This is a genomic window from Roseivirga misakiensis, from assembly GCF_001747105.1.
GTDB classification, from domain to species: domain Bacteria; phylum Bacteroidota; class Bacteroidia; order Cytophagales; family Cyclobacteriaceae; genus Roseivirga; species Roseivirga misakiensis.
In genome coordinates, this window is sequence record NZ_MDGQ01000003.1 from 618746 (window position 1) to 631299 (window position 12554).

General features: G+C 40.6%; 9 protein-coding genes. 6 read left to right on the forward strand and 3 right to left on the reverse strand.

Annotated features, from left to right (window positions below; all coding sequences use genetic code 11):
* The first annotated feature begins 53 nt into the window (after positions 1–53).
* The 4 genes from BFP71_RS03090 to rlmN are packed head-to-tail and all read left to right on the forward strand — an operon-like array spanning position 54 to position 6592.
* Positions 54–2447, forward strand: a complete 2394-nt coding sequence (locus BFP71_RS03090) for a hypothetical protein (protein WP_069833976.1) — start codon at positions 54–56, stop codon at positions 2445–2447.
* A 38-nt stretch (positions 2448–2485) separates the two neighbouring features.
* Positions 2486–5029, forward strand: coding sequence for a Plug domain-containing protein (locus BFP71_RS03095; RefSeq protein ID WP_069833977.1), 2544 nt, complete (start codon positions 2486–2488; stop codon positions 5027–5029).
* A 47-nt stretch (positions 5030–5076) separates the two neighbouring features.
* Positions 5077–5514, forward strand: a complete 438-nt coding sequence (locus tag BFP71_RS03100) for an acyl-CoA thioesterase (RefSeq protein WP_069833978.1) — start codon at positions 5077–5079, stop codon at positions 5512–5514.
* Between the two features lie 31 nt (positions 5515–5545).
* A complete protein-coding gene (gene rlmN / locus BFP71_RS03105) occupies positions 5546–6592 on the forward strand; it encodes a 23S rRNA (adenine(2503)-C(2))-methyltransferase RlmN (RefSeq protein ID WP_069833979.1) in 1047 nt (348 codons plus the stop codon).
* A 100-nt stretch (positions 6593–6692) separates the two neighbouring features.
* On the opposite strand, the gene BFP71_RS03110 is transcribed toward rlmN, so the two are convergent.
* On the reverse strand, positions 6693–9071 hold the full coding sequence (locus BFP71_RS03110; protein ID WP_069833980.1) for a spondin domain-containing protein: 2379 nt from the start codon (positions 9069–9071) through the stop codon (positions 6693–6695).
* Positions 9072–9528: 457 nt separating this feature from the next.
* On the opposite strand from BFP71_RS03110, the gene BFP71_RS03115 reads away from it, so the two are divergent.
* Positions 9529–10353: an SOS response-associated peptidase gene (locus BFP71_RS03115; RefSeq protein WP_069833981.1), complete on the forward strand. Its 825-nt coding sequence runs from the start codon at positions 9529–9531 to the stop codon at positions 10351–10353.
* Positions 10354–10399: 46 nt separating this feature from the next.
* Entirely contained in the window at positions 10400–10816 is a 417-nt protein-coding gene (locus tag BFP71_RS03120; RefSeq protein WP_069833982.1) for a hypothetical protein, read from the forward strand.
* A gap of 21 nt (positions 10817–10837) precedes the next feature.
* Here the strand turns inward: BFP71_RS03120 and BFP71_RS03125 are convergent, their stop codons facing one another.
* Both BFP71_RS03125 and BFP71_RS03130 read right to left on the reverse strand, forming a co-directional pair.
* A complete protein-coding gene (locus tag BFP71_RS03125) occupies positions 10838–11758 on the reverse strand; it encodes a rhomboid family intramembrane serine protease (RefSeq protein WP_069833983.1) in 921 nt (306 codons plus the stop codon).
* Position 11759: 1 nt separating this feature from the next.
* Positions 11760–12551, reverse strand: coding sequence for a rhomboid family intramembrane serine protease (locus tag BFP71_RS03130; protein WP_069833984.1), 792 nt, complete (start codon positions 12549–12551; stop codon positions 11760–11762).
* Positions 12552–12554: the final 3 nt, after the last annotated feature.

Consider the following 12554-nt stretch of genomic DNA (forward strand, 5'->3'; position numbering starts at 1 on the left):
TATGACTAAACAAAAGAATTTCGAGTCCGTTTTTTTCTTATAACACACAGGTTATGGAAAAAAAGAATCTCTTCACAGCCCTTATCTTCCTAGCATTCTCAACTGCGCTAATCGCCCAAAATAGTAGTGACATTCGATCGGCAAGAGCCCTTGAAGCTTACCAGGAAGCATTACCAACTGAAAAACTCTTTGTTCACCTAAACAAAACGGAGTTTGCGGAACGCGAAACCATTTGGATAAAGACCTATTTAATGGCGGGAGCCGACCACTTACCCTCACCCCTGAGTAGAACGATTTACTTGGAGCTATTAAATGCGAATGGGTCTATTGTTGAAAGAATCACCGCCGAATCCATCGATGGTTTTGGCCAGACTAGTATAGAGATAGATTCGCTCTGGACACAAGGTGACTATTATTTGAGAGGCTATACTAATTGGATGAAAAATCAAGATGAATCGTTTTTCTTTCAAAAGAAGATCAAAATTTTATCAATCGACCCTAGTCAGTCCGTACTCGAACAAACCAATGCACCCCAACCGATCGTTCGATTCTATCCCGAAGGTGGAAACTTGGTAAAAGGCCTTCAATCATGGCTGGCCTACGAAGTAAAACACGTTATGGGGGACACCATTTATGGAAAAATCTATGACCAAAACGATGCCTTGATTACGTCCTTTAAAACAGAACATGAAGGCCGAGGTAGAATCCGTTTTTTACCTATGCAAGTAGGCTACTACGCGCGAATAGATAACATGGAAGGTAAGTGGCCACTGCCCGCAGTTTCGGAAAAGGGTACTGTGATGACTACCAACACCGCTCAGGAAGAAGACATTACACTTACTTTTAGCTCTACACTACCAGGAAAATACACCCTCCTTGCGCATACTAGAGGCGAAATGGCCTATAGAGCAATGATAAGCCTAAAAGATAAAAAGGAGAGAGTAACCATTCCGAAAAACACTCTTGAAGAAGGCATCACTGCGATTACACTCTTCAATGAGAATCAATTACCGGTTGCTGAGCGCCTTGTTTTCATTAACCATAATCGTGGCTTGGACATCAGCGTTAATACCGACAAACAAACCTATAAGAAAAGGGAACTTGTAGATTTGGAGATTTCCGTGAAGGACAGTTTTGGTCGACCTATACAAGGGTCGTTTTCGCTTACGGCTACCAATAAGGCTCTTGTTCAAAACGATCAACATAATTATAACATTAGAGCCTACCAATTGCTAAAATCAGATTTAAAAGGCCATATCAAAAACCCGTCACAGTACTTTGAAAACACTACGCTGGCTAACCAGCGTGCAGATCTATTGATGATGGTGAATGGTTGGCGCAGATTTAATTGGGATGAGGTATTCATTGACAATCTTCCCGAACCCACACATTTCGTTGAACAAGGACTTACTGTAAGTGGAAGGCTTTATCGAAATGGAAAGGACATCGTGAAAGACGGGCAGGTGTTTATGTTCAGTTCGCTAGACCCCAACGAATCAAAAGATTTACAAATAACAAATGAGAAAGGTGAATTCACATTTACCAATAAAGTATTCAATGACTCCACGGAGATTACAATTCAGGGATTCCATAAAAATGGCAGGAAAAACATCAACCTCGCACTAGATTCGAGTAAGTATGACGTACTTCCCTTAACGGTATACAACAAAAGCTATACACCGCCAGACACAACTCGTCTTTTTACCTTCAAAGAATACATGATAACATCCGTACGGGTCGATACCACCTACCGAAGGGAAAATGGTGTAATTCTTCTTGGTGACGTAGTAGTAACAGCAAAAGATGGTCGCGAAGCGGTTTTGAATCAAAGAGAGAATAGGTCTATGAACGTATTGATGGTAGAGGATCTCCCTTATGAAGAAAAACAAAATAGAGATGCCTTTGATATCATGCTAGGGCGAGTTGGGGGTTTTATGCTTTTGGCTTCCAATGGACCAAATGGTGTAGAAATTGGTATTCCTGTGCTGGGGATGGGCCGATGGCAATCTACTCCAGCGATTTTTCTGGATGGACAAGAAGTCGAATACACCGATGTTCAAGGCATAAGTGCAACTCGAATTCAATATATTGGTGTTTATAAAGCTGCTGGCCCTCCGGGTGCTGTATACATCTATACACTACCACCAGAAATTTATTACGCATCGATCCCTAAAGGACCTAGCTATTTTACCGGCAAATTACCAGGTTATCATGTGGGTAAAGAATTCTATAAACCCATTCATGACGGTTCTGAGGAAGGTTCTTTCAAACCAGACATGCGAAACACCCTGCATTGGGAACCTAACATTGTCACTGATAAAGATGGAAAAGCAAAGTTAAGTTTCTACACCTCAGATGACTTAACTGAAATCGCCATAGACATTCAAGGAGTTGCCGTTGATGGAGTTTCGGGCTTCGGATCATCAAGTTTCACTGTCAAAAAGTAACATTTATGAGTATATTATGTAAAGTAAAACTTAGGCCTATGAATTACATGAAGCACACACTTATCATTTGTCTTATCAGTTCAATCGCTTTTAGCTTATCGGCTCAAGACAATAAATTTCAAAATTGGCTCAAAGACTTTGCACAATATCAAACCGAGTTGCCCACAGAAAAGGTTTTTCTTCACTTAGATAAGTCAGAGTACACCTTGGGGGAAACTATCTGGATGAAATCTTACCTAGTGGCTGGATCGGGCCATATCCCCTCACCTTTCAGCAAAAACCTTTATGTAGAGCTGGTCAATGAGGATGGTGATATAAAAGAGAGGCTGAATTTAAGAAGTGAGGAAGGTTTCGCTAAAGCAAGTTTGGCCATACAGAAAAGCCTTGAACCTGGCTATTATTACCTACGCTCTTACACCAACTGGATGAAGAATCAAGAACAAGAGTACTTCTTCAATAAAAAAATCAAAATCCAATCCTTGAAAGAAAATATACAGATCAAGGAGCAAAAGAGAGATAGACAATTACAGGTAAGCTTTTATCCTGAAGGTGGTGATATGATCAATGGAGTTGCTGGTAAAATTGCATTCGAAGTAGAAGGCATGACTAGTGATCAACTCCCAGTTTCTGGCAAAGTATATAACCGAAATGATGAAGAAGTAGCTGGCTTCAAAACTTCTCACGAAGGCAAGGGCTTGTTCCCTTTACTACCCACAGAGGACGGATATTATGCGAAAATTGATGGAGTAGATGCAGTTTTTGACTTACCTGAAGTCAAGCAAACTGGTGTAGCCTTATCTGTCAATAACCAGGGAGATACATTTATGAATATACTCCTGAAAACTGGTGCGCCTAGTACCGATTCTTACTATCTGCTTGTACACACACGTGGTTATATCACTTTTGCTTCAGAGGTGAAGATGAAAGGTATGAGGGGCATGAGTAGGGTAGACAAAAAGACCTTACCAGATGGTATTTCTCACATCACCTTGTTAGACGCAAGTATGAATCCGGTAGCTGAAAGACTCGCATTTATCAATAACGATAAGCAACTTAATCTTAATGTCAGTACTACTTCGCCCAATTATGATACTCGTGAACTTGCCAGCATAGATTTAGCCGTGACAGATAGTGAAGGAAACCCCGTGCAGGGCTCCTTTTCTATGTCAGTTTTCGATGCCAACCTGGTACAAAACGATCAAATAGACTACAACATCCGAGCGCATATGCTCTTGGGCTCCGACCTGAAAGGATATATCAAAAACCCATCGCAATACCTCAAGAACGATAGCGACACAAAGCAGAACGTTGACCTACTCATGATGGTTAATGGTTGGAGAAGGTTTGATTGGGAAAAAATTGGGAAACCAATTTCGGATCCAGCGTACAGCTTCGAAACAGGACTTAGTTTAGTCGGTTCGGTAACAAAGAAAGGTGGTTCAAAAATAAAAAACGGTAGAGTACTATTGATTAACCCGTCAGAAGAAACTGTACTACCGCGATTTTCAGAAACAGATGAGCTAGGCAATTTCAAGTTCGAGGAATTAGTCTACTATGACACCACCGAACTCACGTTACAAGGGTTTCAAAAAGACAGAGTAAAAAATGTCAACTTTCGCATAGAAGAAGGCTACGAGCAACTCGGACTTAAGAGATTTAATGTAAACCCTTCTGCCGATAATCCGGCCAGAATCAGCGCTTTAAAGAAGCAAGCGATTACCTCTATTTTCATTGATAGTACCTACCGAAGAGAAAACGGCATCATATATCTTGACGATGTCTATGTAACAGCGAGCAAACAAGAAGAAAGAAACAGGACCTTAAATTCACAATATGGTAAAGGAGAATCTTACTTAAATTTCGCCAAAATACCAGAGCGATTTAAGCAAGGTCGAGACCCATTTATCATGATGCTTGGACGTATCGCTGGCTTTAGTTTAAGTAACCCGAGTAGTGGCGCCACAGCAAGTGGAAATTCCAATGTAAGAGTATCAGGTGGTGGCAGTGCTGGTAGTGGATCTGTAATCTCTGGTACGGGAGGAATCGGCGGCGCAGTTGGTCAGCCTCAAGGCGACCCAATGTTTAGAGTACCTACTTTAAGAAAAGGGCCATATCAAGGAACACCACTCATCCTTATTGATAACGTGCCAGTTAGTTTCGATGCCGTCTATGATCTAAGGGCATCAGAAATTGATTATGTAGAAGTTTATAAGAGTGCTTCTGCAGCAGTATTCGGGGTGAACGGTTTCAATGGTGCTATTGCTTTTTACACCCTAAAAGGCGAAAAAATGTTCAAAAATCAAGAAAAGAGCTTCGACGTACTTTCCGCGAATGGATATCATGCAGCACGTGAATTTTATGCACCAAAATATGACGACTCGAACGATCAAAAATTTATTCCAGATGAGCGCTCCACACTATTTTGGGCGCCAATGATCACGACAGATGCAGAAGGTAAAGCAAGAGTACAATTCTATACCCACGATAAAAACACCAATGTGTTTATTGATATTCAGGGTATCTCTAAAAATGGTATTACTGGCACGGGCGTATCGCGATTCAACATTAGAAAGAACCTTTAAGGTATAGCTTCATTTTCTTCCCTATTTTTGACCTCTCAAATGGAGTCATGTCAAGAATAAGAATAGAATTACCGGAAAATCAGGTGTTTGAAACCATACTTAGGGTTAGAATTTCTGATATCAACTACGGAAATCATTTAGGCAATGATAGCGTCCTGAGCCTTATGCACGAAGCAAGGTTTCAGTTCTACAAAAGCCTTGGTTACACTGATGAACTGAACATTGATGGCGTGGGTACGATTCAAGTGGACACCGCTATCCAATACAAAGGAGAGGGCTTTCATGGTGATGAAATAGTAGCCGCCATTTACCTGGGTGATACAACAGCCAAAAGCATGGATCTATTTTACAAATTAACGACCGGGTCTCCTGATCGTTTGATTGCTTTGGGAAAAACGGGGATTGCATTCTACAATTACGAAACTAGAAAAGTAAGTGCTATGCCTGAAGCGATCAAAAACAAGCTTGATGGATTAAGCGCTTAGCCTTTAGCTGTTTAATACTACCTTTGCCTCTATGAGATCAGTATCTGAAAAGAGAGATATCCGCCAGCTTTCATTAGACGACATTAAAGCCTTTTTCGAGGCTCAAGGTGAGAAAGCATTTCGTGCCAAACAGGTCTATGAATGGCTCTGGAAGAAGTCTGCTAAAGATTTCGACCAGATGACGAACATCTCTCTAAAGATGCGCGAGAAGCTTAAAGAACATTTTCTCTTTAAACACATCAAGGTCGACCAGATGCAACGTAGTGCTGATGGTACGATTAAAAATGCGGTCAAGCTTCATGATAATTTAGTGGTAGAATCGGTATTAATACCTACCGAAACCCGAATAACAGCATGTATATCATCCCAAGTCGGTTGCAGTCTAGACTGTAACTTTTGCGCAACAGCGCGACTTAAACGGATGCGTAATCTTAATCCAGATGAAATCTATGATCAAGTAGTCGCCATCAAGGAGCAAGGTGATCTTTACTTTGAAAGACCCTTGACTAATATCGTATACATGGGCATGGGTGAGCCTTTGCTGAATTATAAAAACGTTTTGGCATCTATCGATAAAATCACCTCACCAGAAGGTCTCGGTATGTCGCCAAGAAGGGTTACTCTTTCTACGGTGGGCATTCCCAAGATGATCAAACAGCTAGCGGACGATGAAGTAAAGTTTAATCTAGCAGTATCGCTGCATTCCGCCATAGACGAATCTAGGTCGCGAATGATGCCAATTAACGATAAAAGTAATTTAGCAGAGCTCGCAGAGTCCTTACAATACTGGCATAGAAAAACGAATCGAAAAGTAACTTTCGAATATGTGGTTTGGAGAGGCATCAACGACGATCAAAAACACGCCAAAGCACTAGCAAAATACTGTGGAAAAGTAGCTTCAAAAGTCAATATCATTGAATACAACCCGATTGATGACGGGGAATTTCAACAAGCGGCTCCCGAAAGCTTAGATATGTACAAACGGATTCTTGAAGCCAAAGGCATTATTGTCAATGTTCGTAGAAGTAGAGGTAAAGATATCGATGCAGCTTGCGGCCAATTAGCCAATAAGAATTAATTAAAAACCCCCAACCATGATCGGTCAGGGGCAATTAACAAAGTAAACAACATTCACTTATGTCATTAAAACATTGAGAAATTTGAATTCTCACTCTGATTTAGTTCGGCTGAATATCAACTCTAATAATATTATAACCTCCTCTTGGGTCTCTTAGGTAAGTAGTTCCAGGGCCATTAGTAATCAAGCCTTTTCCAAACTGGACATCTTCAAGTTCTCCAACCCTTCTTATATCAGTATTTCCATCTGCTGAACCTTGGTTAGGGCCGCTTTGCCGTGGTGCTTGATTTGCACCAAAACCAACCGCCTCGTCATCTTCAGTACCTGCATCGTACAAGTATGTTCTCTGGCTATTAGAGGTACCACTAGTTGGTGCACCATTGGCATCCCACAAAGCAACTCCGCTATTGTTGTAGGCAACAAACCAGTCATTAGTTTGAACTAACATGGTCCCTATTCCTAATTTGTAGTTCTGACCTGCAGGCACTTCAATTGAAAAAGTTAAATCTTCGCCCGGAGCAATATTTACTGTTTCATTACTCGCAGCTACTGGTAAACCTAAATTAGTGATGTATTCAACTGCTATCTGATTATTGCCATCTTCCGCTAGCTCTTCTATACCACTACCAGCTCTTGCAGCATCTCCCTGTGTAAATAAAGGGTCTGTTGTCGTATTGAATGCATAAACCAAACCTGGAGAAAAGACACTTAAGCTTGAAGATAGTCTCAGCGGCGCACCATTTGAACCCGTTTCTTTAAACCAATCATATAATTCACTCGGCATACCATCTTCGGCAATTCTTTCAAGTCCAACAGCTCTATCTTCAGAACCTAGGGTAAAAAGTGGTTCTGGCAGGGCGTGTAATACAACCATACCTGGTGTAATTATGAATCCATTATTCTGGCTAGCAGCCTGATTCGCATCAGGCGCATTTGTTGCAGTAATAGTAAGGGTGAATGTTCCCGCTTCATTCTGAGCCCCTGCCGCATAGGTCAAAATAGCCGTCATATAGTCCGCACCTGTGCCTCTGCCTGAAACTAATCTTACAGTCGCATCTGAATCAGCAGGACCTACATTGGTACCTGCAGGTGGAAAGTTATTAGGATCATTGTCAGCTTCTGTCCCAAGATCGTATAACGAAAGTTGGTCGGCAATATCCACGCTATTCAAAGCAGTTCCATTAGGAAATAAATCAATACCCGCTAAATCGGTAGGTGCTAAAAACCAGTCATTGCTGTTTCCCATCATAGTAACAGGGGTAAACTTGGTTCCTGCTACAGCCTTAAATTCAATCTGATATTGAGCACCATTTACTCCAAGTGGACCAGCACTATTAGCCCCAACCGGAGTAGTGAACGTATGTACATTCAGGTAATTGGTCATGTTGCTAATTGTTACATTAAATGTGGTGGTTTCCACAGCTTCATTATTTGGAGCACCTAAAGATGGGTTCACCTCTTCAGACCAGTCTGATGCTAAGCTACCATCACTTTCCATATTCACTTCAATACTGTAACTATCCAGCCTTACAGTCGGCACAAAGTTGCCTGCTGTCCATACACCTGCAGTTACAGCTACATTTTCACGTGCACTTCCAGTGGCACCCCACTGTACAAAGTCCATAATAGCATCTGGGCTTGTGAATTGGTTCATAGAGTAAAGACCTAATCCACCTTCGTCGTCAGGCATATTGAATGGCAATACTACAAAGTCACCAGCTTCTACTTGAATACTACCAAATTCCGGTGTCAAGTTTCCAATTTGCGCATAAGCACCCGGTCCTAAGCATAACCAATACGAACTTAGGTCTATAGTAACTTCACCATTGTTATACAACTCCACTAGGTTTCTATTGCCATATTGTACTTCACTTATCACTATTGAGCGTGCAGGCTCAGGAACTATCAATACATTCTCATTTCCGGGAGTAGGTTGAGCGGTTTCTGCCCAGTTAGCAGCACCATTACCCTCTCCATCGAAAATAATACTGTTATCCTCGCTGCTCACAGTTGGCACGTACTCACCTGCAGTCCACAAGCCTGCTGAAACGGCTACATCTTCTCTGGCACTACCACCAGAACCCCACTGCACAAAGTCTACAATAGCAGCAGAATTTGTGAATTCATTTGAAGAGTACAACCCTAAACCACCATCTGTATCTGGCATTGTGTATGGTAATACTAAATATTCCCCGGACAACAGGTTTGTTACTGATCCTGTTTGTGGTGTAATCGCACTCAACTCCACATAAGAACCTGGGCCTAAGCAAAGCCAATAGTTACTTAAATCTGCAGGTGCAGAACCATTGTTGAATATTTCTATCCAATCACCAGAAGCATAATTTACTTCGTTCAATACAACGGTAACGTCTTGTCCCGCTGGATCTGTTCCGTTGTCATCTTCATTATCACATGCTGTGAATACTAAGGCGGAAAGCATCAGGGCCCCCATCATTCCCTTCTTTAAAAATTTTTTCATCTCTGTTTACTAATTATTGTTGTCTTATAATTTTCCATTTGAACCGGAGGTCGTTTTGTCTTGAATATTTTTAGACCGTTGACCTTGTCGCGGTTTCGATTGTGGTATACAGGAGGAAAGGATGCTTTGGCTGCTAAGTATTTTTTTTCTAGATAGGTTTATGTCTGTGTACTGACATATAAACTCCTCCAATCGGTCGCTCTCAAAAAAATATTCAATGGCCAGTTTAAGAATTCAGCAAATAAGTTGACGGTATCATATTGCAGAGACCAGAGAATCGATTAGTAACCGATAAAAATTGTTCGTGAAGGTTCTTGACGAAAAAAAGTATCAATAAATATTTTTTCGACCAGCAGCTAAAATCAATTTGAGGTCTACTCTGTCTAAGATCACTCTTCAGATTATTTAGCTAAATTGGGTCTAACCCTGAGTCATGTGTTATTCCCTCTCCGCAAAAATGAGCCATCAGCAATGGCTCGATATTCAAGAAATCTATGGAAAGCTTTCTGGAAATGAGTTTGAATCAATCATAAAAGAAGGCTTACAACCGCTCTACTTTATCGATGCTTATAAGGATTGGCATCCTGAATTGCCTGTGATTACTCAAAGTGAGCCCTCAGAAGTACAACTCCTGCGTTGGGGGGTAATTCCTCCTTTTGCAAAGTACATCGAGAAAAATGGTCAAACTTTACACCCATGGGATTTTGGTAATTACTACTCAAAAACGGCCAATGCTATGGCTGAAGGTTTAGCTGAAAAAGGTACTTGGAAGCGACTATATAAAGGCAATAGATGTCTCATTCTGGCAAGTGGATTTTATGAATTCTATCATATGGAAGGTAAAAAAATGACTTACCCTCACTTTATCACCTTAAAAAAACATCCCGTTTTTGCCTTTGCAGGTTTACACGACGAGTGGACCGACCCCACTACAGGTGAAGCCGTAAAAACATGCAGTATTATTACAACCAAGCCAAATGCCATGATGGAAGTCATTCACAACAATCCAAAAGCACACAGTGGATCTAGAATGCCCGTAATGCTTGCTCCAGAAGAATGGCGCAAGTGGCTAGATGGAGAAATGGCTTACGAAGATGTATTAAGCTTCTGCGAACCATACCCCGAAGATGGCATGAAAGCCACACCAGTTCGGCAGGGATTGAAAAGCAATAAAGTGAACGCGAATATTCCAGAGGTACAGGAACCCATGTACTACCCTGAGCTTGGCCAGCACTGGAGTAATTATGGAAAAACATCCGACCCTCAAACCTTATTATTTTAGTATTCTATTTTTTTTAGTTTTTTACTAAATTTAGTAGTATTGAAATGTGAAGTTTCAAGAGGGTAAGTTTATAGCGAAAATGAAAAGTGGGGACCTCTATGAAAAGACCTTTTTCATGAAAGTATGGTTCCAAAGTGGTAGTTGGTTTCTAAAAGTAGATGATGGTAAACCTCAAAAAATTACCGAAGAAATCAGAGATAATATAGTGCAGGAAATAGACATGGTCACTAATCTAAGTGACGACTATCGGCCTGCATTTAAAAAGGTAAAAGTCACAATAGAAGCCACGTCCGATAAAGGTACTGAGCATATCTGGACAAGAGTAAATGGCGAGGCGTTAGAGAAATTATTGAAAGTTTTCCCAGGTCTGGTTAACCGATTCTGGGCAGATACCCACAGAAAGGAAAAGATCGATAGTTACCTTAGTTTGAAGCATCACAAGCCGAAAAGTAGAAAGTATTAAAGGAAACTACAGTGAACCGCCTTAATCCTTGCTAGCATTAAATAGCTTCTGCTTTTCAGATTTACTGAGTGCATCATAGCCCTTTTCTGAGATTTTATCCAAGATCGCATCAATTTCAGCCTGGCTCGTTTCTTCTTTACTTGGCTTGGCCTTTGGAGCCGCTTTTCTTCTGGAAGCTTGCTTCTTTTGAGTCTTCTCGCTTCGATAGGACACCTTGATTTTCGGTTGTGGCTTAAAAAGGCTCTTTACCCAAAGTACAAAGCCTACTACAGGCTTACTCCAGTCATTTCCTTGTTGCAGCTGTTTAATATTTAAATATCCAAGAAAAGCACCACCTAAGTGTGCAAACTCCCCTCCAGCATTAGCACCAGACGTATACAAGAAAGACGAAACAACAAAAAATGCTGCTATATATTTTAGTTTTACTAAACCTATAAACAGCATCCTAACTTGATATTCTGGCTGAAAAGTAGCGGCACCCACGATGATAGCATTAACCGCTGCTGAAGCACCCAGGGCCTGAGCTGCAGCAACATAATTACTAAACATAGGAATAAGATTGTAAGCTAGTATAAAAGTAACTCCACCACCAATGCCTCCCCAGATATATAAGCTTAGTAGTTTATTTTGCCCAAGGTATTCAGTAATAATCCTCCCAAACATATACATGAAAACCATATTCCATAGTATATGCCCAATACTCGCATGCATAAACATATGAGTAATAATCGTCCAAGGACGAAATACTAGTTTCCCTAAATTTGAAGGTAATTTGAAGAAACCCTCAATCACCGAATATAATTCTGAATTACCAGAAAAATCAAGAATTAGCCTAAATACTCCAAAGAATATGAAAGCGACAACGTTGATTATAATAATCTGATTTAGAATATTACCATTTCGAAAAGAAACCTTAAAATCGTCTAGAATACTATTGATCATATCAAGAAAACACTCCTCCTTTTTTTTGCCAATACCTTAGTAACCCCCAAGCAAAGAGGGCCCCTCCTAAATGGGCCAAATGCGCTACATTATCACCTGGGGTTCTCTGAAATTCAGCAAAGATTTCTCCTATTATCAGAAAACCAACAATATACTTTATCTTAATTGGTGGTAATATCAATAACATTACTTGTCTATTTGGAAAAAGAAGGCCTAACATAGCAAGGATTCCATATACAGCACCTGAAGCACCAACCATAGGGTAATTACCAAAATAAGCATAAAGGCCTCTCGCATAGCCGATGGATCTACTGATTAACTCAGGATTATTCTCATTTCTTGAATATTGATCCGTAAATAAGTAGATATTTTGATTGTAAACATTATCAGAATGAGCCACCATCAACTCATTAAAACTCTGAGAATTTGGTGCACTGATATACCGATCTACGTCATTTTTAATAGCACTCATTTCTGCGTAATTAGCGGCAGTATACAGGATACCTCCACCTAAACCAGTCACCATATAGAGAATTAAGAATTTCTTTGAGCCCAGCGAATACTCTAACATTGGACCTGCCAAAAACAATAGCAACATATTACCTAGAAGATGCATATTGCTACCATGCAAAAACATGTAGGTAACAAATTGCACTGGCTTAAAATTTTCTGAATAAATGAAATAGAGGCCGAATACCCGGCCAAGATCCATATTGAGGAATGTTGGCACCAAAAAAATGGCCACATTAATGATTAGTAGATTCTTTACAATTGGCGTGATACGTCCGAACATAAA

Coding starts and splice junctions, on each gene's coding strand:
- BFP71_RS03090 (WP_069833976.1), top strand. CDS start 54: ATGGAAAAAAAGAATCTCTTCACAGCCCTTATCTTCCTAGCATTCTCA.
- BFP71_RS03125 (WP_069833983.1), bottom strand. CDS start 11,758: ATGATCAATAGTATTCTAGACGATTTTAAGGTTTCTTTTCGAAATGGT.
- BFP71_RS03110 (WP_069833980.1), bottom strand. CDS start 9,071: ATGAAAAAATTTTTAAAGAAGGGAATGATGGGGGCCCTGATGCTTTCC.
- BFP71_RS03100 (WP_069833978.1), top strand. CDS start 5,077: ATGTCAAGAATAAGAATAGAATTACCGGAAAATCAGGTGTTTGAAACC.
- BFP71_RS03115 (WP_069833981.1), top strand. CDS start 9,529: ATGAGCCATCAGCAATGGCTCGATATTCAAGAAATCTATGGAAAGCTT.
- rlmN (WP_069833979.1), top strand. CDS start 5,546: ATGAGATCAGTATCTGAAAAGAGAGATATCCGCCAGCTTTCATTAGAC.
- BFP71_RS03130 (WP_069833984.1), bottom strand. CDS start 12,551: ATGTTCGGACGTATCACGCCAATTGTAAAGAATCTACTAATCATTAAT.
- BFP71_RS03095 (WP_069833977.1), top strand. CDS start 2,486: ATGAATTACATGAAGCACACACTTATCATTTGTCTTATCAGTTCAATC.